The organism is Marisediminitalea aggregata, assembly GCF_900129565.1.
GTDB lineage: Bacteria > Pseudomonadota > Gammaproteobacteria > Enterobacterales > Alteromonadaceae > Alteromonas > Alteromonas aggregata.
Genome location: NZ_FQWD01000008.1, coordinates 14,224 through 37,773 on the forward strand (window position 1 = coordinate 14,224; position 23,550 = coordinate 37,773).

Below are 23,550 nucleotides of genomic sequence, written 5' to 3' on the forward strand. Positions count from 1 at the left end.
TTATGAAAATCGTTGTTTCAGATTTTGTTGAGGGTGCGCAAACCGCCGAAGGCGTTGTGGTCATCATTGATGTGTTTCGCGCTTTCTCGGTGGCCTGTTATTGCCTGGCACAAGCCCCGCAGCAGATTATTGCGGTGGGAGCCATAGAACAAGCTCTCGAACTTAAGTCTGCAAGACCTGAGACACTGCTGATTGGCGAACGCGAAGGGAAAAAGCTACCCGGGTTTGATTTCGGGAATTCGCCCACTGAACTGGCCTCTGAGGCGTTGCAGGGAAAGTACATTGCGCATACAACCCATGCCGGCACTCAGGGGTTAGTAAATGCAAAAAAAGCAAAAATGGTGCTAACGGGCGCTCTGGTAAATGCCAAAGCCACGGCTGAATATATCCGCAGTTTACGCCCCGAGGTAGTGACCTTAGTGAGAATGGGGTGGAAGGCAGAAGAAAACACCGAAGAAGATGATGTTTGCGCGCAATACCTGAAAAGCTTGTTACTAGGCGAGCCATGTGTGCCAGAAGACATCAAATCGCAATTGCTGGCATCGCCCTGTGCAGCGCGCTTCCTGGACCCCGAACAACCCTGGAACCCCGAGTCGGACTTACACCTTTGCCTGGATATCGATCGGTTTGATTTTCCTGTTGAGGCTATAACCAGACAAGACGGTACGGTTGAGCTTCGCCGGGTGACCTGAAGCGCCATATATCAATACGAGTACTGTTTAACGACTTGCCAGCACGACCAGTTATGCCTGGCTTGCTGTCATGGAAATGACATCTTTGTGAGATAGCGTCGGTCCACTGCGCAACACGTTAGGGCCTGCTATGAAATGGGATTCGATTAAATTTCGCTTATTGTTTATGACTGCGGTATGTGTGCTCGGCATGACCTTGCTGGTGGTGAGTCAGCATTACTTCAATCGAGCGTTACTGGCCCTCAGTGAGCAGCGCGAAGAACTGCAGGAATTAAAACAGGATTTGCTGCAACTGCGGCGTCATGAAAAAGACTTTTTGCTGCGGAAGAATCCCGACTATTTAACCCAGTTTCGCGTGCAGCATACGCAGTTTGTTAGTGCGTTAAACGGTTTGGATGACATAGTAAAATCCTATCAGCTACCTTCATCGCTGGTGGGCGAAATTGCAGAGAGCACTCAGGCTTACACCGAGCAGCTCTTTAAACTCGTTACCCTTATGAAGCAGGTGGGACTGACGCCCAACGAGGGCCTGAATAAAACGCTGTACCGCCATGCCGAGAATCTGTTTATTCAGGGCCAGCGATACGAGCCTCAGCTACAGGCCGAGTTGTCGAGATTGCAATTCCTTGTGGTTGATTATCAGCACACTCTGCGCGCTGAATCTTTAACGGAACTGACTCAGCTTTCTCAAGCTATTACGCGCTCGAATCAGCTGTTGCAGGAAGATCAGCAGTTAGTTAATGAGTACATTAATACGCTGGGGCAGTGGGTCGCTTTGCGGCAACAAATCGGTCTGCAGGCGTCGCAGGGGCTAAGAGGGCAGTTCCGTGAGCAGGCACATAATGTCGAAGCTGCACTACAGCGGTTGGATGACGCACTATTACCGGTTATTGAAGCGCAAAAACAACGCGCTACTTTATTCGGTTCGGGTATTGCCATTGTGACATCAGTCGCACTGATTTTACTGTTAGTCAAAAGTTTCGCGACCTTTCACCGGGCATTTGCTAACTTTATGTTGTTCTTTTATCGCTGTAAGCGACAATACCAACATATCGACTCCCGTAAACTGGGATTTTCAGAGTTTCGGTCGTTAGCCGAACTGGCAAATGAAATGGTTGAGTCCCGCCGTCAGATAGAGCGGCGTCTCGCCAAGGCGGAGCAACACGCATCGACTTCGCCTCCTGATTAAGCAGAGGTTAAACATGCAATACGAGTTATTGGGTAGCAGCGACTTACGCGTTTCCCGCGTATGTCTGGGCACCATGACATTCGGCATTCAAAATACACAACAAGACGCCAACGAACAGCTCGACTGGGCTCTCGACCAAGGGATCAACTTTATTGATACCGCCGAGATGTATCCGATTCCGCCAAACGAACAAACCTATGCGGATACTGAGCGTTTTATCGGAAACTGGCTGGCCGCCAATCCGCAGAAGCGTCAGGATATCGTGTTAATGACCAAAATCGCCGGTAGCGGTATTCGCTATATTCGCGAAGGGTCTGAGATTTCCGCTGCGACCATTGAGCAGGCCATCGATGCCTCGTTACAGCGTTTGCAGACTGACTATATTGATGTGTACCAGTTACACTGGCCTAACCGCACATCGCCACATTTTGCCAAGCACTGGCCGTGGCGAACTAATCCCCGAAATACCGATGTGGCAAAAGAGCGTGCTGGTATGCGCGACATCGTTCAGGGGATCGGTAAAGCCATCGACAGCGGCAAAATACGTCATTGGGGATTGTCTGATGATACGCCGTGGGGCATTCACACCTACCTGAACCTGTGTGAAGAGCTGGGTGTGCCCAAGCCGGTATCGATTCAAAATGAGTTCAGCCTGTTGCATGCCAAAGACTGGCCGTATCTTATTGAAACCTGCGCGTTTGAAGATGTCGCCTATTTGCCTTGGTCGCCACTGGCAACCGGGATGCTGTCGGGTAAATACCTAAACGATGAGCGTCCGAAAGGCAGCCGCTGGACCTTCGTTCAGCGTCAGGGATTATTCCGCAATACGGAAACTGCGCATGAGGCCACGGCGCGGTACGTAGAAGTCGCACAGCGTGCGCGTATTACCCCGTCTCAATTGGCATTAGCCTGGGTGAATCTGGTGCCGGGTGTAACCTCTACCATTATTGGCGGCACAACTCTTGAGCAGTTGAAAGAAAATGTGCAGGCCTTTGATATGACGTTGTCTGACGATACCCTGCGTCAGATTCAGCAGGTAATGAAGCGTTATCCTATGCCTTTTTAGCCCTGCTAGCGTACTTTTTCTGATGACTGAAAAAAGCGCGCTTGTAATTTGCCTTGTCCGGTGTCTCCTGACCGGACAGGTTCATGTAAATGTCATACTCTCTGCGTAGGCTGAATGCAAACTAGCCACACTCTTTGCTTATGAATTCGCCTACGCTTTCTCCCACCGTTGATATTACGGTTGCGCCTCAACCCCAACGCTCTCAATGGGCGGTATTGTGCGTATTGATTTACTTTATGCTGCTGGCCGTGTCTATTATTGGCAATGGCTTCAATACCATGACGTCAGGCCACGCCGAAGGGCTGTTTGAGTTTGCCAGCCATCCTGTGACTGGCTTGATCATCGGTATTTTAGCAACCGCCCTTATTCAGTCATCCAGCACGGTTACCTCGATTATTGTGGCAATGGTCGCGGGAGGACTGCCTATCACTTTGGCTGTGCCGATGATGATGGGGGCCAATGTGGGCACCAGCATTACCAATACGATTGTGAGTATGGGGCATATTCACGACAAACGGGAATACGAAAAGGCCTTTCAGGCAGCCACTATTCACGATGTATTTAATGTTATGGCGGTGATTATCTTTCTGCCGCTGGAAATCCTCTTTGGCATACTGGAGCACCTAAGTGGCTTGCTGGTGAGTTGGATGCACAGTGATACCGCAGTGGCTGTGGGGGGCTTTAATCCCATCAAGGCTGTTACAAAGCCGGTGAACGAGCAGTTGCAGTGGTTGCTGGGAGACTTATCCAACGGTTACGCGGGCGCTATCATGATTATTCTGGGTATCGGGTTAATTGTTGCGTCGATTACGTTTTTGGGACGTATTATGAAAGCACTGATGGTGGGGCGTGCGAAGTCATTGTTGTACAAGAGTATCGGCAGAGGGCCCGTTTCGGGTATTGCTTCAGGCACTGCGGTGACTGTACTTGTGCAGTCTTCGTCGACAACAACATCGCTAATGGTGCCTTTAGTCGGCAGTGGTGTACTGACAGCCCGTGATATCTACCCGTTTACCCTTGGCGCAAACATTGGCACCTGCATTACGGCGTTGATTGCGGCACTGGGTATTACCGGTGTGATGGCAGAGCCGGCGCTGCAAATAGCGCTGGTGCATTTGGTCTATAACGTATTGGCCGTTGCCACTATTTTTGGCTTACCCTGGTTACGCGAAATACCGCCGGTATTTTCTGCTGCGCTTGCAAGACAGGTTGCCAAACGAAAAATACTAGGGGTGATGTATATTCTCGGGGTGTTTTTTGCGTTGCCTTTTGGTTTGCTGCTGTTGTCTGGTTTTCGTTTATAGCACGTATAAAAAAGGCCACGTCTAGCGTGGCCAAATTGGGAACAACAGAACATAACCAGACAGTCAGAGTTGAAGAAAACTGACCGTCTGATTAAGCGTAGTACTAAAACGCGTATTTTGCAGAAAATTGTACGCGACTCATGTCACCTTCCAGTCCTGCGTCTGTTTCGCGTTTCGCATAAGCGTATTCAGCACCTACCGTCATCGTTTTAGACATCGAGTAAATGTAGTTTACGCGGGCGCTGTAGGTTTTGTCGGTGTAGTCACCCATTGTGACTTTGGTTACCTCATCAGCATCTGCATCAAAGGCAGAGAACATGATGCTGGAACGCGCTTTGTCGGTCCACATGTGGCGATACGCAACACCATAACCGGTCGATGCGATCGAGGATAATTCACCAGTTTGGTCGTTATACACTGCACCTTGTGCAGCATTCAGGGCTGCATAGCGACCAAGACCTGTACCGGTAAAGAAAGTAAAGCGAATGTCATCGGTATCACTCACCTTCACTTTACCTGTTACAGAAACGCCTGCACCGGTATCAGATGCGTCAATATCACCTACGTTGTAGGCTAACTGGCGGAAGATACCCGCTACTTTTACATGCCCCCAGTCCTGTTTCATTGTGTAGGCCGCAATGATATCCGGCACAGAGTTGTCGTCGGTTGCACCTACACCTACTACGGTGGTTTCAGGGTTTTCTAATGCCACTTCCAGACCGCCATGGGTATAGCGAACCATGACCTGACGGCCAAAGGTAATGCCATCAGTGGTACCAATAAAGTCCAGTGACTCTGGTAACGCACCCACGTCCATGAACGTAGTCCAGGTTTGACCCACCAGCCAGTTTTTATATTTCAAAAATGCGTGACGCATACGAGGTAAGTAAGAGTTACTAATACGCTCGTTGTCGTAGTCGCCTTTAGTCACCATGAAATCAAATTCTAAAACACCTGTGATGCTGTCATCGCCGTCTACCGGGGTATTCGTTGTCAGGCGGAAACGCGATTGTCTGGCGTGAGCGTCGAATCGACCGCTGATATCATCGTCTGCGCTGCCAACGGCAATGGTTGACGGAACGTAAAAATCACGATTAAGCGGATGACCTTCACCGTTCGAGTAGTCGCTGTAGATACCGTCTACTTTGATGTAGCCTGTGTATTTAACTTCAGTCGAGCCCAGTGAAGCGGCATTGGCTGATGCCATGGTTAAGCCGGTTAATGCCAGGGTAACGGCGCCGGTAACTTTTTTTAATGTGTGTTTCATGTTTTCTCGTCCCGTTTGTTTAGGAATTGGATGATTAGTAAAAAAAGTGTAAAAATGCAGTTAACGATTCTTAATTTGTATGAGTTTAGGACAATTGCAAATAAGCGGATGGTCTATAAGACGAAAGTCGTAACAAGGAAGGAGTAGTTCCTCCTAACTAAATAGAAATTTAGCGCTCGCTAAGACCAAAGTCTCATTTTGCTTTGGTCAGGAAAAGCTACATTGATCTACCAATACATATCACTGTAATTTATTTGAAAATTGGAGGCAATTCATATGACTGCCAGCAAGATTTATCCGGTTCCGGAAAGTATCAAAGCGTCGACTCATTTGACTCAGGAGCAATACGATCAAATGTACAAGCAGTCTGTCGACGACCCAGAGGGGTTCTGGGGTGAATATGCCAGTACGCTGGATTGGTACACAAAACCAACAAAAGTTAAAAACACCACCTTTGATCCCAGTACAGTATCAATTAAATGGTTCGAAGATGGCGAGATTAATGCCAGCTATAACTGTATCGACAGACATTTGGCAGAGCATGCCAAGAAAACCGCGTTGTTCTGGGAAGGTGATTCGCCGGAAGACAGTGAAGAAATCAGTTACCAGCAACTGCACTATGAAGTATGTAAGTTAGCGAATGGCCTGAAAAAGCTAGGCGTAGGTAAAGGCGACCGTGTTGCGATTTACATGCCAATGGTACCTCAGGCTGCTTACGCCATGTTGGCATGTGCGCGCATTGGTGCGGTTCACTCAGTTATCTTTGGTGGCTTTTCTCCCAACGCCATCGCCGACCGCATCAACGATAGCTCTGCGAAAGTCGTGATTACGTGCGACGAAGGCCGTCGCGCAGGACGCAGTGTTCCGCTGAAAGCCAACGTAGACCGTGCATTGGCGAATGGTGCGTGTCCATCTATCACAAACGTTATCGTGCACAAGTTAACCGGCGGCGACGTAGCATTCAATGACGATGTGGATGTGTGGTGGGATGCTCTGGTAGAAGACTGTTCTGCCCAGTGCGAACCAGAGGTGATGAACGCCGAAGACCCATTGTTTATTCTTTACACATCAGGCTCTACCGGCACACCAAAAGGCGTGGTACACACCACAGGCGGTTATTTGTTATACACCGCAATGACCTTCAAGTATGCGTTTGATTACCGCGAAGATGACATTTATTGGTGTACTGCGGATGTGGGCTGGATCACAGGCCACAGTTACATGGTGTATGGCCCGTTAATTAACGGTGCAACGCAGGTATTCTTTGAAGGTGTACCAACTTACCCTGACGTACGTCGTATTGCTCAGGTTGTTGAAAAATACAAAGTTAATTCATTGTACACAGCGCCTACTGCAATTCGTGCCCTGATGGCACACGGTGATGCGCCGGTTGAAGGCTGTGATTTATCATCACTGCGCCTGTTGGGCTCAGTAGGGGAACCAATTAACCCTGAAGCGTGGGAATGGTATTACCGCGTTATCGGTGAAAGCCGTTGTCCGATTATGGACACCTGGTGGCAAACCGAAACTGGCGGCATGATGATTACTCCGCTACCGGGTGCAACACCGTTGAAGCCAGGCTCTGCGTCACGCCCTATGTTTGGTATTCAGCCTGCACTGTTTGACGCCGAAGGCAATGAGCTTGAAGGTGCAAACGAAGGAAACCTGGTAATTAAAGATAGCTGGCCAAGCCAGGCCCGCACGGTTTACGGCGACCACGAGCGCTTTATCAACACGTATTTCAGTGCTTACAAGGGCGTTTACTTCACCGGTGACGGTGCGCGTCGCGACGAAGACGGTTACTACTGGATCACAGGGCGTGTTGATGACGTACTGAACGTGTCTGGTCACCGTTTGGGGACTGCTGAAATTGAAAGTGCGCTGGTGGCACACCCTAAAGTGGCTGAAGCCGCTGTGGTTGGCTACCCGCATGACATTAAAGGTCAGGGCATTTATGTGTATATCACACCAAACGAAGGTGTTGACCCAGACGAAGCGCTAACCAAGGAAATTCGCGCCTGGGTGCGTACTGAGCTTAGCCCAATCGCCACGCCAGACATGATTCAATGGTCTCGCGGTCTGCCTAAGACACGTTCAGGTAAGATCATGCGTCGTATTCTGCGTAAGATTGCCGCGAACGAGCACGAGCAACTGGGTGATACCTCAACGTTGGCGGATCCGTCGGTTGTTGATACACTCATCGAGGAGCGTCTTAACAAGTAATACGGAGAGATAATGATAACGCTGCTAATTGCCGATGATCACCCTTTATACCGCGATGCGTTAAAGGGCGCGTTATCGTTATCATTACCCGACCTCACCTTGTTGGAGGCCGGGGACCTCACTGCAACAGTCGACATTCTGCAAAAGCAGGATGTCGATTTATTATTGCTGGACCTGCACATGCCCGGCAGCAACGACCTGTTTGGTTTATTGCATATTCGCAAGCTTTATCCCGACTTACCGGTTGCCGTAGTATCAGGTACTGAGGACGCCACCATCATTTCTAAAATCGTGGGTGTGGGTGCGTTGGGTTTTATACCCAAAACCACCAGTGCTGACGATATTGCCAAAGCCGTTCAGTCAATTTTGGATGGCGATATTTGGTTACCCGAGTCGATCAGTGAAAAAATTCAGGATGTTGACGAAGAGTTCTCTGAATTGGCCGACAAGGTATCCAGCCTGACTCCTTCCCAGTACAAAGTGCTGTGTTACATGCGCGACGGACTGTTGAATAAACAAATTGGTTATAACCTGGACATTGCCGAGGCCACTGTGAAAGCGCATGTTACTGCCATTTTCAAAAAACTCGGTATTAACAACCGCACTCAGGCAGTGTTGATTGCCTCACAGCTGGAACTGGAGCCACCAGTCCAGTAATCTGGGGATCCCTTAACGCTGGCAGGTAGAAGGAAGCCCTGTGATAAGAGATGCTCGCTCGGAAGATGCAGAAGCCATTGCATCGATATACAATTATTATGTTGTCCAAACCCCGGTAACTTTCGAAGAAGAACCCGTCACAGCATCGCAAATGGCAGTCAGAATAGATGATGTTATAGCTACGTCATTACCCTGGATTGTACTAGAGCGGGATTCGATAATTGTTGGCTATGCTTACGCTACAAAATGGAAAGCGCGCAGTGCGTATCGCTTCTCGGTCGAGTCGACGGTGTATCTGGCGCGGCATGCTGTTGGGCAAGGACTCGGAACATATCTCTATCAAGCACTTATAGACAGACTCCGAGCAATATACCAATCCGCACAGAATATTACCCTAGCAGAGTGAGTCAAATCGACTTAGATCACGACGCGGTTACTGAGGCATAGTCACTCTACGTCCAGTAACCGCAACACAGAGCTAAGTCGATTTGGCCACTCCCTTCGGGCGAGGCTGACAGGCTTTCTGTCTTCGTTACATTTGCTTGATTTAGCACCACTAGACCTGCGCAAATAAGCCTCGCCATAAAACCTGTCAGTCTCGCTGATAGGGTAATATTCTGTGCGGACTGGTATTAGACATTAATACTGTGGTGGGGGGAATTACACTGCCAAATCCCGCCAGTGTCGCATTACATGAAAAAGTAGGTATGCGAAAAGTCGCTCAATTTGAACGTATCGGTTATAAGTTCTCGGTATGGCGAGATGTTGGCTACTGGCAAATGTGCTTAAAGTGAGTTTGAAAGCGGGGAGGGGTAGTGGGACAAAGCCTCACGAGTTTCTTCAGTTAACAGCGGGTTAGACAGCGGGTACACCGTTCTGTCCTTTAACAGATTTCTGGCCCGAATATAAAAGTGCTGAGAAGTAAGCAGACGCTGTAAATCACCATTTTCATAGAGTCGTTGCAGACCTACTTCGAGCCGTTCAGCAAGTTCCGGCCGGTGCTCACTGACAAAAAAGAACATAGGATTGTGATATTGCAGCGCTATGTGGCTTTCCACTTCAATTGCTAAATCGCGATGCGTACTGAGCTCCTCAAATACCTCATGCACCGCTCTGGGAAAGTAATCTACCATGCCTTTGTCCAGCAACTTGAAAGCACTGCTGTAAACACTGGTCGACACATTAAAACCGTGATACTTGAGGATATCAGTATCTGGCCAGTCACTGCCCTGAACTGCGCTCAGTTGCTTTAGCTGGTCTAACGCAATTTCGGTAATAAACAGGGGATTGTCCTGACTGACCAGCAGAACACGGTAACCAAACATTCCTCCGGTAAGTGGGATTCGGATTACATGATGGTGTTGCTCGCGTTCGAAGGTGGTAACTGACCACATTATGTCTGTTCGCCCGTTCCGCAAATTCAAAAATTGACGTTGTTGCGGCGTAGCTGCCGGATTTGCGATGATTTGAACCGGACCGTACTCTGATTCTGTTTGAGCCATCGCGAGATTAAGCAGTGTAACCACATAGTGATAGATATCGGTAGTGCCGGGTTCATAATTGGGAATGTAGACGCGGGTGTTACGCGCAGGCTCACTAGCCGATAGGCGTATCGGCAGTAATAAAAAAGAAAACAATGTTAATAAAAACAATCGCCTGAACATGAAAAAACTGACCCTTTAGAGCAGCTGTCTAATCTGAGTATAGTGAAGGATCGTCATTATTCTATGCCGATAGTCGACAAAAAATGCGTAACTTAACGAAACTGCGCGAGGGCCGCTTTAGTCTCATCGGTGAGTAGCGGGTTTTGCAATACGTAAATTTCCCGTCCAAACAGCATTTCTTCAGCGTCTGCGTAAAAAGGCTGCTGAGTCAGCAGATTCAACATCTCGCCATTGTTATAAAGGGTCGTTAACCCTTTAGTCAGGCGTTCCGCCAGACGTGGATGCTTTTTGCTCACGAAAAAGAACATCGGATTGTCGTATTTCAGCGCAAGTTGTGGGGCGACGTTAAGGGTAAATTGCGGGTATTCCAATAATTCCTGAGAAACCTCATGAATAGCTCGCGGGAAATAATCGAACATTTTGCGATGCAATAGCATATGACCGCTCCCGTAGGTTCCAAGCACACTAAACTCGTTGAATTGCAGGATGTGAGTGTCGGGCCAGTTTGCGCCCTGAATAGCCGTCATGGCCTTCAAGTCTGGTAATGAAGGAGCGTAATTAAAGCGATTATCATCTGCTCGAACTAAAAACACACGGTAGCCAAACAGACCGCCAATCAGAGGCACTCGCACTGGCGTGTAGCGCGACTCACGCTCTGCGCTGGTAATTGACCACGCAATATCGGTATTGCCATTTGACAGGTTCATCAATTGGCGTTGCTGGGGCGTAGTTTCCGGGTTGGCGACTACCTTAAGTGAACCATATTCCCGTTCTGTAACGGCTAATGCACGAGTCAGTAATTCGACAATATAGTTGTAAATATCTGTTGTGCCAGGCGCCGGGCGAGGGATTCGAACGTTATCCTGATGCACCACTGACGTGTCCTTTGCATGTGCAAAAGACACGAATAGCGAGACGGTTAGGGTAATAACCCAGATCCTGACGTACTTCACGGCTATTTCTCAGCAATACTTCTTCAGACCAGTATAGCGGATATAACGGCGAGCGCCTGCATTTTAAATATGGCAGGCTTTTGTGCGGTCAGGACGCAGTAGACACGCAAAATTCCAGCCCGGGATCAACAATACACTTGCCCGTCATAGCCTGGCGACCTAATAGCATCAAATAGGTCATTTCTGAACGGTCTGTTAGCGTCAGCTTTATTTTCCAGGCTCGTTTGCCCAGTTCTAACCGGGTTTTTATCACATAACGTTTTTCCCGGGTGGCAGTGGAACTTTTAATTTTCTTCTGACTTAGTACTTTATATTCACAACGCACTGTCTTAGCGACGTCGTGGATGTCGGGATGAATATCAAATCGAATCCAACGCTCGTCATCGCGCTTAAACTCTTCAATGTTGTCGACGTGCAGTGACGAGGTCGCCGCACCTGTGTCGACACGCATTGTCAGGTTATAAATGCCTAATTCCGGCAAATTTGCACATTCCAGCGCACCAATTAACTGCTTCGGTTTTTTTGTACCAGCCATGATCAGAGTACCAGTGTTGATTCAGTTGAAACCAGATTGTCTTGTAACAGCTCCACTTGTTCAGCCACTGTATCCGGGGCCTTAAAGTAAGCAATGTGATATATCGCCTCGCCTTCCTGCGTAAGCGGGATATTTTGTTTGCCGATCACCACACCCTCCGCCGGGCTGATGATATTTGCCTGAAAGGTGCCGAATGAGTCGGCAATCACAGCCAGTACGTCACCTTTTTCGACATGATCACCAAGTTGTGCAGAGTGCGTAATAAAGCCGCTCTCTGGTGCGCGCACCCAACCGCTTGCACGGGCAATAAACGGTGTAATTGCAACGGCCTTTTTGCTACGGCTTTTGTTCAGCATGCCCATGTGGCGCATGGTATTTATAATGCCTTTTACGCCAGCCCGAATTGAAAACTCGTCATAACGCAGGGCTTGACCCGCTTCATAAAGCAAGATCTTTATACCGTCTTCACTGGCTGTTTGGCGTAATGAACCGTCTCGAATATCAGCATTCAACAATACAGGTACACCAAAGGCTTTGGCCATTTCCAGTACTTCCGGATCATCCAGGTTTGCGCGGATCTGTGGCAAATTACTGCGATGAATAGCGCCTGTGTGTAAATCGATACCGAAGTCACATTTGCTCACCACTTCCTTGTAGAACAAGTAAGCCAGACGACCAGCAAGGCTGCCTTTTCGGCTGCCCGGAAAGCTCCGGTTCAGGTCACGTCGGTCCGGTAAGTAACGGGACTGATTCAGTACGCCGTACACATTTACCATTGGAACAGCAATCAAGGTGCCTTTTAAATTCGCAATGCTTTTGGAGCGAATGAGGCGCGAGACGATTTCAATCCCATTCAGTTCGTCGCCGTGAATAGCGGCACTGACAAACATAGTGGGTCCGGCGCGCTTACCGCGCTTTACAAATACCGGTATGTTCATGCTGGTGGCGGTATACAACGGAGGCATGTCCAAGGCTATTTTCTTGGTTTCTCCCGGTGCAATGATTTCACCGCCAATTTCCAATGGTGCAATGGCCATTAGCCTTTCCCTTTCGTTCTGGTGTTGTTCGGCTTAGCCGAACCTTCAATAAATTCAATGATCATACCGGCAACATCTTTGTTGGTTGCCGCTTCGATACCTTCCAGTCCTGGTGACGAGTTGACTTCCATTACAACCGGGCCGTTATTCGAGCGTAAAATGTCAACTCCACAGCAGTTCAGGCCCAGAGTGCGCGCTGCATCAACGGCAGTTTTACGTTCTGCAGGAGACAGGCGAACCAGGCTCGCTGACCCACCACGATGCAGATTTGAACGGAATTCCCCCGGTGCCGCCTGACGCTTCATAGCGGCAATTACTTTGCCACCGACGACGAAACAGCGGATGTCTGAACCGCCGGCTTCCTTGATGTATTCCTGCACCAAAATACTGGCATTCAGACCCATGAAAGCTTCAATAATTGCTTCTGCGGTTTTTTGTGTTTCGGCCAGTACAACGCCGATACCCTGAGTACCTTCGAGTAACTTAATCACAACCGGCGCACCGCCAACGTTCTTAATCACGTCGTCAACTTTGTCAGGGTGATGAGCAAAGCCAGTGCGTGGCAAACCAATGCCCTTGCGTGACAGCAACTGCAATGAACGCAATTTGTCGCGTGAGCGGCTGATAGCAACGGATTCATTGATACTGTATGTCCCCATCATTTCGAACTGGCGAACAACGGAAGTGCCATAAAAGCTCACTGAAGCGCCAATACGCGGAATAACGGCGTCATATTTAGGTAGTTTCTTACCGTTGTAGCGAACAGACGGATTGCTGCTGGTAATGTCCATGTAGCAATGCATGGTGTCAATAATGTCAACGGTGTGACCGCGTTGTTCGCCAGCTTCTTTAAGACGGCGGGTAGAATACAATTTGGGGTTACGGGATAAGATAGCAATACGCATAATCTGGCCTGTTCGCAGGGGGTTAAAAACCGGTGTACTTTGCCTGCATACTCAGGAATGTAAACCGAATAATATTTGTCGTGACGGTGAGGGATTTCGATAGTGTTGCTAATCGGCCAGTCACATCACTTGTTGTTTAAACCTAATCGAATAACCAGATAAATCAACCGCATTCAGAGTTTGGACAGCAGTTTATTTGCCTGCAGATTAAGCCGGCGCGCGTTCAATGACGCGCCGGTTTAACATGTCGGGTCATACTTTTAAGCAGAGCACGCAGTTTGGCTGGCTTCAGAGGTTTGCTCAGGTAGTTAACGCCTTGTTCTTTACAGCGTGTCACCAGGTCCTCGTCGTGGGTAGCGGTAACCAAAGACGCGGGAAGTACCACATCCAGGTGCTGCCTGATAGCTTCTATCAGGTCAAGACCATTCACACCGTTACCCAATTGATAATCCATCAACAGGATTTGCGGCGAGAAAATATCCGCTTGTTTTATGGCATCATCCCAGTTGTCAGCCAATACTACGCTGATCCCCCAACGTTCCAGCAGGGTTTGCATGGCATCCAGGTTTTCCTGTTGGTCGTCTACGCACAGTACGCGCAAGCTGCCAAATGAAGCCGTCGGATTACCCTGCATCTGCTGTTGAGCGATTTGGGGTGTTGAGACTGGGAAATTCAGCGAGAAGCAACTGCCTCGACCGACTTCTGAGTCCACGTGGATCTTACATTGCATTTGGTGGCTCAAGCGCCGGACAACACCCAAGCCAAGCCCAATACCATGCTCAGCGCTTTCATTTGTGCGATAGAAATCGCTGAAGATCAGCGCTTGTTGTTCTTGCGAAATCCCTATACCAGTATCGCGCACTTCGAGGAGAATTTTACCGTCTCGTTTTCTGGCAGACAGCAACACTTTGCCGTGTTCAGTGTATTTAACCGCATTTGAAAGCAAGTTTTGTAATATTCGATACAAAAAGGTTTTGTCGGCATAGACCCAGTAATCGGGCAGCCGGGTTTTCAAGAAAATCCCTTTCTCTTTTGCCCGCATGGTCATTTCGTCAACGATCGGCCCGCATAACTCGCGGATATTAATAGGTTCAGGATTCGGCTTCAGCTCACCCTGATCAAGCCGGGCAATATCCAGTAGGGTGGCAATCAGCGCTTCACTCGACATCACAGAGTGGCTCAGTTTATTGACAATCTTGACCACAGAGTCGGGTAAATAAGCTTCTTGTAAGGCTGATACATACAGCTTGGCCGCATTGAGTGGTTGCAACACATCGTGGCTCGCCAGTGCCAGAAAACGGGTTTTACTGGCATTGGCGTCTTCTGCCGCTTTGCGCGCGCGGATCAGTTCTTTCTCAATGTCGCGCCTGCGCTCGATTTCCAGACGGAGTTCAGCGTTTATGGAGTGAACTTCTTCCGTACGCTTTTTAATGCGGTGCTCCAGGTCGATATTGGATTCTTCCAGAGCCTGCTGGATCTCAACGTGACCAGTGATGTCGTTAAAACTGGTTACAAAGCCGCCGCCGGGAAGCGGGTTGCCGACCATTTCGATGACGCGGCCATCGCTGCGTTGACGGGTATAACGGTGGGGAGTACCTGATTTCAAATGTTCCAGGCGCTTCTCGACTTCGGCTTCAATGTCTTCGCGACCAAACTCACCGCGCTCTCCGTTATACCGCATGAGTTTTTCTATCGGCGTACCTACAACCAGTAATTCTTCGGGATAATTGTATAAAGCGGCATATTGCTTGTTCCAGGCCACCAGGTTCAGGTGCATGTCGATGACACTGATCCCCTGGTCCATGTTCTCCAGCGAGGTTAACAGGGCCGTCATATTGAATTGCATGGCCTGGGTGGTGTCATCAAAGAAGTTAATGACCTCGGTGAAGTCGAGTTTCTTACCGCGCAACACCGAATCGATTAACGCCTTGGCGCTGGATGCCCCAATTACCCCGCCCAGCGCGCGTTCGCAAAAGGCCATAAAGGCTTCGTCAGGTGGCTCAGTTCGTTCAACGGTACAATGGTGTAACTGCTGGTATTCATTGACTAACTGTTGGCAGCGCCCCGACCCCATAAAGGTAGATAGCAGGGTAATGAGATCAGCAATAGTGACGTTAATACTTTGGTTTTTCGCCGGGGTATTACGCGCATCTGCCGGAGACACAAAGGCTTCAGCCTGAATCCGGTCGATGAGTCGGGCAGGGGCAAACCAGGAGAACAGCACATAAGCGAGCAAATTCGCAATCAGGCTGATAATGGCCCCCTGACTGAGTAACTCACTTTGCTCGTATTCCGACATAGTGCTGTTTACGATGGGCAGCACCAGCCACAGAACCCAGGTGATCAAGCCGACCATGAGTCCGGCGTAGACACCATGGGCATGGCCTCGCTTCCAGTACAGTCCGCCAATAACGGCGGGTAGCAGCTGAATTACCAGTGAAAAAGCGATCAAACCAATGGAGTGCAGCGACCGACTGCCCGTCATTTGTTGGTGATACAAGAAAGCCAGCAACAATATAATGCCAATGATAATTCGGCGGATCAGCCGGATGCGTTTACCGTAATCACCATAGGTCGCGGAATGCTGTTTTACCGCAAGTAGACGGGGTAGTACCACGTCGTTTGTAAGCATGGTACTTAGCGTCAGCGTAGCCACAATGATCATGGCGGTGGCTGCAGAAAGCCCACCCACAAACACAATAATTTGCAGCAACAGGGATTCTGAATAAATGGCCAAAGACAACACATAGGTATCTGGTTCGACATTCTGACCGCTAAACACTGCTTGCCCGGCCATGGCTATAACAGGAATAACAGCGGCGGTGACCAATAGGTACAACGGGAACAGCCAGCGAGCCGTTTTCAGGTGGTTCAGACTCAGGTTGTCTACAATTGCAACGTGAAACTGACGGGGTAAGCAAATAACCGCCGCGGCGGCCATAATGGTTTGCGCAAAGAACGTGAACGAGGAGAACTGCGACAGGGCTTCGTCGCTGACAAAGCGCTCCAGAATCGGTGCGCTTTCCAGATTGTACCACGCCTGATAGCCCACAAAGGCAACCAGCACCAGTGCCAGTAATTTAATCGTCGATTCAAATGAAATAGCCAGAATAAGGCCGCGACGATATTCAGTAACGTCGGTTTGTTTGGTACCAAAATAAATTGCGAACAACGCAATAAACGCCGTTGAAATGACAATAATAAACTGGCTGTTAGGTTGATTGGTAAGCAGTTTAAACGTAGCGCCAATGGCTTTTAGTTGTAGTGCGATGTAAGGAATGGTGGCGAGTAGCGCGATGATAGTAACCAGCAGTGCGACGGCCTGTCGTTTGCCGTATCGCGAAGCAATAAAGTCGGCAATGGTGTTGATGTGCTGCTTCTTACTCACCAAAGTAAGTTTATATATGAAACGATATCCCAAAATATAGACCAGCACTGGGCCTAATAATATGGGTAGGTAAATCCAGGTGTCACGGGATGCCTGACCAACCGCACCAAAGAACGTCCAGGCGGTACAGTAAATTGCCAGCGCCAGTGAGTAGATCACCGGGTGAGAGGTTATCCATCTGGCGGTAGGGGAGTTTTTGTCACCCCAACTGGCAATGTTAAACAACAAAAATAAATACAGCAGTGCCAGTGTAACCCAACCGAACGTCATGCCTTGTCCTAACAGGTTTTTAACAATATTGGTGACATTATACGCAACCCTCTAATACCTGACCTACGACCATGGTCTCATTCCTAGATTGATTTTGCGCGACTAGAGTATATCCGAAGCTCCTAATTATGCGGTTTTTAGGCGATTTTTGCGATGTAGAACAAAAGTCAAAAACGCTAAAGTCGCCTGAGAAGCTTGTCGTTAGGAAAATGTAAAAATAATACATCGAGTTAACCTATTTACGAGGACGGAAAGATGGCATTTAAAAGTGATGACGACAAAACGGCGTACTGGAAGGAGAATCTCTCCCTCCTCGCCAAATTGTTAGTAATCTGGTTTGTCGTGTCTTTTGGCTGCGGCATCCTTTTTGTTGATGTGCTGAATAACATCCAATTCTTTGGCTTCAAGCTGGGATTCTGGTTCGCACAGCAAGGTGCAATATACGTATTTGTTGCGCTCATTTTTGTCTACATGGCCAAAATGAACGCACTGGACAAAAAATACGGCGTAGACGAGGAGTAGTCCAATGGATGTTCAATTATTAACCTTTATCATCGTTGGCGCTTCATTCGCTCTGTATATCGCAATCGCGATTTGGGCTCGCGCTGGTTCAACTACCGACTTTTATGTAGCCGGTGGTGGTGTTCCTCCTGTCGTTAACGGCATGGCAACCGCTGCGGACTGGATGTCAGCCGCATCCTTTATTTCCATGGCCGGTCTGATTTCCTTTATGGGATATGACGGCGCGGTTTATCTGATGGGCTGGACCGGTGGTTACGTGCTACTGGCGCTGTGTCTTGCACCTTACCTGCGTAAATTCGGTAAATTCACTGTACCGGATTTCATTGGTGATCGCTACTACTCACAAACCGCACGTACGGTAGCGGTATTCTGTGCCATCTTCGTTTGTTTTACTTACGTTGCAGGTCAGATGCGTGGTGTGGGCGTGGTATTCAGCCGCTTCCTGGAAGTTGATATCGTAACCGGTGTGGTTATTGGTATGGCAATTGTATTCTTCTACACTGTTTTAGGTGGCATGAAAGGTATCACCTATACACAGGTTGCTCAGTACTGCGTACTGATTTTTGCTTACATCGTACCTGTTGTGTTCATCTCAATGATGGTAACAGGTCACATTCTGCCTCAAACCGCTTTCGGTGCGACACTGGCTGACGGGTCGGGGATGTACATGTTGGAGAAACTCGACAACCTCTCCGTCGAACTCGGCTTTAATGAATATACGTCCGGTACGAAGAGCACCATCGACGTCTTCTTCATTACCTTCGCTCTGATGGTAGGTACTGCGGGTCTGCCTCACGTAATCGTTCGCTTCTTCACGGTACCTAAAGTACGTGATGCGCGTAAGAGTGCGGGTTGGGCGCTGGTATTCATCGCTATCCTTTACACAACTGCACCGGCTCTGGCTTCATTCGGTCGTGTAAACATGATTGAAACCATCAATGGTACAGACATGCAGGGTACATCTTACGCCGAAGCACCAAGTTGGATTAAGAACTGGGAGCAAACTGGCCTGATAACCTTTAAGGATAAGAATGGCGACGGCAAAATGTTCTATGCTGCTGGTAGCATTGACGACCCGGCTAGCAAAAACGAAGTAAAAGTTGACCGTGACATCATGGTACTGGCTAACCCGGAGATTGCGAATCTGCCTGCATGGGTAATCGCTCTGGTGGCTGCTGGTGGTGTGGCTGCGGCACTGTCTACCTCGGCCGGTCTGCTGCTGGTAATCTCTACCTCGGTATCGCATGACTTGCTGAAACGTAACTTTGCGCCAAACATTACCGATAAGGCCGAGCTGTTCTACGCACGACTCGCAGCAGGTGTGGCGATTGTGATTGCCGGTTACTTTGGTATCAACCCGCCAGGATTCGTAGCGCAGGTGGTCGCCTTCGCGTTCGGACTCGCGGCATCCAGTTTCTTCCCAGCGATTATTATGGGTATCTTTAGCAAGCGTATGAATGATAAAGGTGCTATCGCGGGGATGATTGCGGGTATCGCGTTCACAGCGGCGTACATCATCTACTTCAAGTTTATCAATCCAGCAGCCAACGTGCCTGCTAACTGGTGGTTCGGTATTTCACCAGAAGGTATTGGTACACTGGGTATGATTGTTAACTTCGCAGTTGCCTACGGCGTGTACAAGATGACTGACGAAGCGCCTCAGGAAATTCAGGACCTGGTGGAAAGCATCCGCTTCCCTAAAGGTGCCGGTGATGCATCAGCTCACTAAACTGAACTAGCGTTATAAAGAAAGGCTCATCCTCGGATGGGCCTTTTTACGCTTCGGCCATTAACTTTTATATAAAGGATTTACACCAGGGGTTATTTTAGAGTGAATCCTGGTGTAAATAGCTGATACGTCTTTGATCTGGTTCACCCGTTATAAACCGCAAAGGCGCTACACTTATATGGACAACAAGGTTTTCACCGGCGGGATGGGAGGCAATAATGAGTGCGACACCCCAACAGGTACTGGATTTCTTAAAAACATCTGCGCCATTTGATGTGCTGGCTGACGATGCGCTACACGATTTGGCGAAACACGCCAGGCTTATCTATCTGGCGGCGGAGAACCAGAATCAGTTATTACAGGAAAATGCCGACAGGTTGTTTTTGATTCAAAGCGGTCAGTTTTCGGTAAAAGACAGCGACGGACCTGAACGCCACTTAAGTGAAGGAGACTACTTCGGGTTTCACAGTATTATTGATGGCGTATCGCATCCTATAGAGGTGAAAATTGACAGCCCGGGGCTGGTGTATTGCTTTGAGTCAGAAGCGTTTAAAGCGCTGCTGTCGACGCCGGAAGTGGCTAACTTTTTCGAAGGTACAAAGAGCGAGGCGCTGCAAAACCAGGCGGTCCAGGACTCAAATTCCATGTGGCTTTATAAATCACTGAACGAAGTGATAGAGCGCCAGCCCGTAATTGCGGATATTGGGTTGTCGGTGCAGCAGGCCGCTGAATTGATGAGTGAAAATAATGTATCGTCGCTGCTGATCACAGAAAACGAAAAACTGGCGGGGATTGTCACCGACAGAGATCTGCGCAATCGGGTTGTTGCCACAGCGTTAGATGTTGGCTTACCCGTATCGACAATCATGACCGACAAGCCCGCCATGATCACGCAAAACCGCACTATGTTTGACGCCATGGCACTTATGAGTGAACGCAACATTCATCACTTGCCGGTGGTCGACCGGGTATCCCGTCAACCCATGGGCATGGTAACGGCGTCTGATATCATTCGTCATCAGAAAGGCAACGTGCTGTTTATTATTGGCGAACTGTCCAAGGCAGAGAATCTGTATGAACTGACACGGCTGTCGTGGCAGATGCCGCACTATTTGGCAACCCACGCCAAGCGCCCCGGGGATTATGACATTGCCGGCAAAGTGCTGGCACAGGCTACGGATATCATGACGCGCAAGCTGATTACCTTCTATCAGCAACAGCATGGCTCTGCGCCTATGCCTTATACCTGGATTGTGTATGGCTCTCAGGCGCGGGAAGACCAGACTATGGGGTCAGATCAGGACAACGGTCTGTTATTGGCACGCACCCCAAATGAGCAAGAAGCAGAGTATTTTGCGGGTATGGCAGACTATGTGTGTAACGGATTGGGTAAATGTGGCATCAAACTATGCCCGGGGAATATTATGGCCAGCAACCCGGAACTGCGTTTGTCACTCGACGATGCCATTCACGAAGCTCAGCAGTGGGTGAAGCAGCCAACATCTAAAGCCATCATGTATTTTAATATCTTCCTGGATGCACGGGCTGCGGCCGGCGATGTAGAGTTGTTCAGAAAAATGCAATTGGCACGAGCGCCTTTGTTGAAGCAGAAAATGTTTCTGGCGGCATTAGCACGTCAGGCAAACAGTGATTCTGTGCCGTTATCGATGTTTCAGAAGTTTGTATTTGAAAAAGGCCATAGCGTAAAGGATGCCATTGATCTGAAGGTAAAAGCCATTGCCATCATTAATAACCTGGTAAGACTCTATGCGCTCGATAACGGATTGACGATGCCTTCTACGCTGGCGCGTTTAGCCAGCTTGCCTGCTGGTGCAGGGTTATCGTCGAGAGATGCCAATAACCTGCGGGATATCTGGCTATTCCTGACCCGTTTGCGTTGGCGGCATCAGTTGCAAAATAAAGTAACAGATAATTGTGTGTCGATTAGCGACTTATCCTCCATAGAAAAGCACCAGCTTAAAGCAGCATTTAAAGCCATTGATCGCGCCCAGCAAGCTGCGGTAATGAAATTTTCTGGAGGTATGTCGTGAGTAATGCGTCTGCGCCGTCGCTTTCGTGGTGGGGGCGTATCCAACGCTGGATGGCGGGAGGCACTTTGTTACCCGAAGAGCGCAAGCATCAAATGCTGCGTGATATGCCCTTGCTGGCAATTGATTTAGAGCTGACGTCACTGGACCCCAAGAAGGCGAAGATTACCTCGATTGGCTGGGTAGAAGGTAAGGCAGGCAGTATTGATGTGTCTTCCTGTTACTACGAAGTGGTGCGTGCATCTGGCGATTTAGAACAGAGTCCGGTAATCCACGGGCTAACCGCTGACACCATTGCACAAGGCGTGCATGTAAGGGATGCACTTAAGAAACTCAGCCAGTACGCACATACCCACGTATGGGTGTTGCACAACGCCGGATTGGATATGGCGGTGCTGGACCGCGTAATGGCCGCCAATGAGCAGCAAATGGAGAACGTGATAACACTGGACACATTAAAGCTCGCGGTTTATCAGTTACAGAAACAACACGAGGTTCTCCCGCCAAACAGCGCTACTCTGACGGTATGCAGACAACGTCACCACTTGCCCCTTGCGCCAGCGCACAATGCCCTCGACGACGCCATGGCGACATTACAATTGTGGTTTGCTCAATACTATTCTCTTGATCCCAAAGGCACTATGTCGATTCAGGACTTTACGCATACTCAGGCAGTAGGTTGCAGAAATTTAGGAAAAATCGAGAATTAATGATTGACAATATTACGCCAACCGCGTATCTTCTCGCCCGCGCTGAACGAGAGCTTAGCGCGATATGCCCAGGTGGTGAAATTGGTAGACACGCTAGCTTCAGGTGCTAGTGCTCGCAAGGGCGTGGCGGTTCAAGTCCGCCCCTGGGCACCATTCTTTTCTAAGTTTTAAAAATCCCTTTTTAATGTTTCAGTCAGCAGAATTACTGGCACGGCGGACTATTCCAGCCGAAAATCACAGATTTTCGTCGTTCAGCCGCGCGCGAAGCGGAGCTTCGCATAAAACGCGCGTCTTCACCCGCCCCTGGGCACCATTCCTTTCTAAGTTTTAAAAAAATCCCTTTTTAATGTTTCAGTCAGCAGAATTGCTGACACGGCGGACTATTCCAGCCGAAAATCACAGATTTTCGTCGTTCAGCCGCGCGCGAAGCGGAGCTTCGCATAAAACGCGCGTCTTCACCCGCCCCTGGGCACCATTCCTTTCTAAGTTTTATAAAATCCCTTTTTAATGTTTCAGTCGGCAGAATTGCTGGCAAGGCGGACTATTCCAGCCGCAAATCACAGATTTTCGTCGTTCAGTCGCGCGCGAAGCGGAGCTTCGCATAAAACGCGCGTCGTCACCTCTACAGTGAATATCTCTATTTCCTAGTGATAAGAATAATCAGTTCATACCTATACAAGCGTTTCACTTCTGTGGAGGTGGTCGAAAATATGGCCGGAAAACTATGCCGAAGTGCTTTTGGGGACGTATAATTTTTAGACTTATTGATAATAATCCAGCCATTAGCGAAGTGTTTATTCGTGATAGGATGAATACTGTCTAATAGTGAGTGTGCAATTTTCAAGTTTTCTGGGTAGATAGCAAATATGCAGCAACGTGCGGTTCAACAAGGTTTTACATTAATCGAGCTTATTATAGTGATTGTTATCCTTGGTATTTTAGCTGTTGTGGCTGCGCCGCGGTTTATAGATTTTGGCAGTGATGCGCGAGTTGCGTCAATAAATGCTATTGCCAGTCAGATGAAGTCGACGGTATCGCTTGCTCAGGCGAAGGCCATAGTGTCAGGCTTACGGCCGGTATCGACCAATCCCAATGGTGGACAAACCGCATATGTGGTTGATTTTGGTTTTGGTACGTCGGAAGTAGACTTTCGCAACTTGTGCCCGGAAAGTCAGGCTGAGTTTGGCAACCAATTGGAAATGCTGGACTTCATGCAAAACGGCTTAAATGGCGATATTTCCACTCGTGTTGACAATCAGTACACCTTGATTGGTTACACGGTCCCATCCTCTGGCGTACCAACGAATCAAGGTTGTTATGTTATTTATGATTCCTTTGGTACACCCGACTGTACAATTACCGTTGTAACTGACGACTGCTAAGCCTGTTGA

Annotated in this window: 19 protein-coding genes and 1 tRNA gene; 13 read left to right on the forward strand and 7 right to left on the reverse strand. The window is 48.9% G+C overall.

Going from position 1 to position 23,550, the window contains the following annotated elements:
* Window positions 1–2: 2 nt before the first annotated feature.
* The 4 genes from BUB81_RS19890 (at window position 3) to BUB81_RS19905 (ending at window position 4,251) form a co-directional block, all read left to right on the forward strand.
* Window positions 3–692 (forward strand): 2-phosphosulfolactate phosphatase, encoded by a 690-nt coding sequence (locus BUB81_RS19890; RefSeq protein WP_073325117.1) that lies wholly within the window; start codon window positions 3–5, stop codon window positions 690–692.
* A 130-nt stretch (window positions 693–822) separates the two neighbouring features.
* Complete coding sequence (locus BUB81_RS19895) at window positions 823–1,881, forward strand: hypothetical protein (RefSeq protein ID WP_073325118.1); 1,059 nt, start codon at window positions 823–825, stop codon at window positions 1,879–1,881.
* 13 nt (window positions 1,882–1,894) lie between these two features.
* Complete coding sequence (locus BUB81_RS19900; RefSeq protein WP_073325119.1) at window positions 1,895–2,947, forward strand: aldo/keto reductase; 1,053 nt, start codon at window positions 1,895–1,897, stop codon at window positions 2,945–2,947.
* A gap of 140 nt (window positions 2,948–3,087) precedes the next feature.
* The gene (locus BUB81_RS19905) at window positions 3,088–4,251 is read left to right on the forward strand and encodes a Na/Pi symporter (protein ID WP_073325120.1); all 1,164 of its coding nucleotides are present in this window, start codon (window positions 3,088–3,090) and stop codon (window positions 4,249–4,251) included.
* Between the two features lie 103 nt (window positions 4,252–4,354).
* On the opposite strand, the gene BUB81_RS19910 is transcribed toward BUB81_RS19905, so the two are convergent.
* Window positions 4,355–5,518 (reverse strand): DcaP family trimeric outer membrane transporter, encoded by a 1,164-nt coding sequence (locus tag BUB81_RS19910; protein WP_073325121.1) that lies wholly within the window; start codon window positions 5,516–5,518, stop codon window positions 4,355–4,357.
* 276 nt (window positions 5,519–5,794) lie between these two features.
* On the opposite strand from BUB81_RS19910, the gene acs reads away from it, so the two are divergent.
* Genes acs through BUB81_RS19925 form a run of 3 tightly spaced genes read left to right on the forward strand, consistent with a single transcriptional unit; the run spans window position 5,795 to window position 8,804 of the window.
* Window positions 5,795–7,741 carry an acetate--CoA ligase gene (gene acs, locus BUB81_RS19915; RefSeq protein ID WP_073325122.1) on the forward strand — a complete coding sequence of 649 codons (1,947 nt, stop codon included), beginning with the start codon at window positions 5,795–5,797 and terminating at the stop codon, window positions 7,739–7,741.
* 12 nt (window positions 7,742–7,753) lie between these two features.
* On the forward strand, window positions 7,754–8,398 hold the full coding sequence (locus BUB81_RS19920; protein WP_073325123.1) for a response regulator: 645 nt from the start codon (window positions 7,754–7,756) through the stop codon (window positions 8,396–8,398).
* A gap of 40 nt (window positions 8,399–8,438) precedes the next feature.
* Window positions 8,439–8,804: a GNAT family N-acetyltransferase gene (locus BUB81_RS19925; protein ID WP_073325124.1), complete on the forward strand. Its 366-nt coding sequence runs from the start codon at window positions 8,439–8,441 to the stop codon at window positions 8,802–8,804.
* Between the two features lie 379 nt (window positions 8,805–9,183).
* Here BUB81_RS19925 and BUB81_RS19930 read toward each other — a convergent pair whose 3' ends face one another.
* The 6 genes from BUB81_RS19930 to BUB81_RS19955 form a co-directional block, all read right to left on the reverse strand.
* Window positions 9,184–10,062 carry an ABC transporter substrate-binding protein gene (locus tag BUB81_RS19930; RefSeq protein ID WP_073325125.1) on the reverse strand — a complete coding sequence of 293 codons (879 nt, stop codon included), beginning with the start codon at window positions 10,060–10,062 and terminating at the stop codon, window positions 9,184–9,186.
* Between the two features lie 92 nt (window positions 10,063–10,154).
* Window positions 10,155–11,015 (reverse strand): hypothetical protein, encoded by an 861-nt coding sequence (locus tag BUB81_RS19935; RefSeq protein ID WP_139241647.1) that lies wholly within the window; start codon window positions 11,013–11,015, stop codon window positions 10,155–10,157.
* Window positions 11,016–11,103: 88 nt separating this feature from the next.
* On the reverse strand, window positions 11,104–11,550 hold the full coding sequence (locus tag BUB81_RS19940) for an ATP-dependent zinc protease family protein (protein ID WP_073325127.1): 447 nt from the start codon (window positions 11,548–11,550) through the stop codon (window positions 11,104–11,106).
* A gap of 2 nt (window positions 11,551–11,552) precedes the next feature.
* A complete protein-coding gene (locus BUB81_RS19945; RefSeq protein WP_073325128.1) occupies window positions 11,553–12,587 on the reverse strand; it encodes a succinylglutamate desuccinylase/aspartoacylase family protein in 1,035 nt (344 codons plus the stop codon).
* Window positions 12,587–13,492: a 30S ribosomal protein S6--L-glutamate ligase gene (gene rimK / locus BUB81_RS19950; RefSeq protein WP_073325129.1), complete on the reverse strand. Its 906-nt coding sequence runs from the start codon at window positions 13,490–13,492 to the stop codon at window positions 12,587–12,589. Before rimK ends, BUB81_RS19945 begins: the two co-directional genes overlap by 1 nt.
* A 223-nt stretch (window positions 13,493–13,715) precedes the next feature.
* The gene (locus BUB81_RS19955; RefSeq protein ID WP_073325130.1) at window positions 13,716–17,150 is read right to left on the reverse strand and encodes a PAS domain-containing hybrid sensor histidine kinase/response regulator; all 3,435 of its coding nucleotides are present in this window, start codon (window positions 17,148–17,150) and stop codon (window positions 13,716–13,718) included.
* 255 nt (window positions 17,151–17,405) lie between these two features.
* Here BUB81_RS19955 and BUB81_RS19960 point away from each other — a divergent pair, with 255 nt between their 5' ends.
* The 6 genes from BUB81_RS19960 to BUB81_RS22530 all read left to right on the forward strand — a co-directional run bounded on the left by BUB81_RS19960 (window position 17,406) and on the right by BUB81_RS22530 (window position 23,541).
* On the forward strand, window positions 17,406–17,672 hold the full coding sequence (locus BUB81_RS19960) for a DUF4212 domain-containing protein (RefSeq protein WP_073325131.1): 267 nt from the start codon (window positions 17,406–17,408) through the stop codon (window positions 17,670–17,672).
* 4 nt (window positions 17,673–17,676) lie between these two features.
* The gene (locus tag BUB81_RS19965) at window positions 17,677–19,401 is read left to right on the forward strand and encodes a sodium:solute symporter family protein (RefSeq protein ID WP_073325132.1); all 1,725 of its coding nucleotides are present in this window, start codon (window positions 17,677–17,679) and stop codon (window positions 19,399–19,401) included.
* A 218-nt stretch (window positions 19,402–19,619) separates the two neighbouring features.
* On the forward strand, window positions 19,620–21,452 hold the full coding sequence (locus tag BUB81_RS19970) for a DUF294 nucleotidyltransferase-like domain-containing protein (protein ID WP_073325133.1): 1,833 nt from the start codon (window positions 19,620–19,622) through the stop codon (window positions 21,450–21,452).
* A complete protein-coding gene (locus BUB81_RS19975; protein ID WP_245819300.1) occupies window positions 21,449–22,159 on the forward strand; it encodes a 3'-5' exonuclease in 711 nt (236 codons plus the stop codon). The genes BUB81_RS19970 and BUB81_RS19975 overlap by 4 nt, the downstream gene beginning before the upstream one ends.
* Before the next feature lie 66 nt (window positions 22,160–22,225).
* Window positions 22,226–22,312, forward strand: a tRNA-Leu gene (locus tag BUB81_RS19980).
* Window positions 22,313–23,025: 713 nt separating this feature from the next.
* Window positions 23,026–23,541, forward strand: coding sequence for a prepilin-type N-terminal cleavage/methylation domain-containing protein (locus BUB81_RS22530; RefSeq protein WP_073325134.1), 516 nt, complete (start codon window positions 23,026–23,028; stop codon window positions 23,539–23,541).
* Window positions 23,542–23,550: the final 9 nt, after the last annotated feature.

Excerpts from the sequence above, each read along its gene's own strand:
- BUB81_RS19965 (WP_073325132.1), top strand. The coding sequence starts at position 17,677 with ATGGATGTTCAATTATTAACCTTTATCATCGTTGGCGCTTCATTCGCT.
- BUB81_RS19945 (WP_073325128.1), bottom strand. The coding sequence starts at position 12,587 with ATGGCCATTGCACCATTGGAAATTGGCGGTGAAATCATTGCACCGGGA.
- BUB81_RS19910 (WP_073325121.1), bottom strand. The coding sequence starts at position 5,518 with ATGAAACACACATTAAAAAAAGTTACCGGCGCCGTTACCCTGGCATTA.
- BUB81_RS19930 (WP_073325125.1), bottom strand. The coding sequence starts at position 10,062 with ATGTTCAGGCGATTGTTTTTATTAACATTGTTTTCTTTTTTATTACTG.
- BUB81_RS19900 (WP_073325119.1), top strand. The coding sequence starts at position 1,895 with ATGCAATACGAGTTATTGGGTAGCAGCGACTTACGCGTTTCCCGCGTA.
- BUB81_RS19920 (WP_073325123.1), top strand. The coding sequence starts at position 7,754 with ATGATAACGCTGCTAATTGCCGATGATCACCCTTTATACCGCGATGCG.
- acs (WP_073325122.1), top strand. The coding sequence starts at position 5,795 with ATGACTGCCAGCAAGATTTATCCGGTTCCGGAAAGTATCAAAGCGTCG.
- BUB81_RS19890 (WP_073325117.1), top strand. The coding sequence starts at position 3 with ATGAAAATCGTTGTTTCAGATTTTGTTGAGGGTGCGCAAACCGCCGAA.
- BUB81_RS19895 (WP_073325118.1), top strand. The coding sequence starts at position 823 with ATGAAATGGGATTCGATTAAATTTCGCTTATTGTTTATGACTGCGGTA.
- rimK (WP_073325129.1), bottom strand. The coding sequence starts at position 13,492 with ATGCGTATTGCTATCTTATCCCGTAACCCCAAATTGTATTCTACCCGC.
- BUB81_RS19955 (WP_073325130.1), bottom strand. The coding sequence starts at position 17,150 with ATGACGTTCGGTTGGGTTACACTGGCACTGCTGTATTTATTTTTGTTG.
- BUB81_RS19970 (WP_073325133.1), top strand. The coding sequence starts at position 19,620 with ATGAGTGCGACACCCCAACAGGTACTGGATTTCTTAAAAACATCTGCG.
- BUB81_RS22530 (WP_073325134.1), top strand. The coding sequence starts at position 23,026 with ATGCAGCAACGTGCGGTTCAACAAGGTTTTACATTAATCGAGCTTATT.
- BUB81_RS19960 (WP_073325131.1), top strand. The coding sequence starts at position 17,406 with ATGGCATTTAAAAGTGATGACGACAAAACGGCGTACTGGAAGGAGAAT.
- BUB81_RS19940 (WP_073325127.1), bottom strand. The coding sequence starts at position 11,550 with ATGGCTGGTACAAAAAAACCGAAGCAGTTAATTGGTGCGCTGGAATGT.
- BUB81_RS19905 (WP_073325120.1), top strand. The coding sequence starts at position 3,088 with ATGAATTCGCCTACGCTTTCTCCCACCGTTGATATTACGGTTGCGCCT.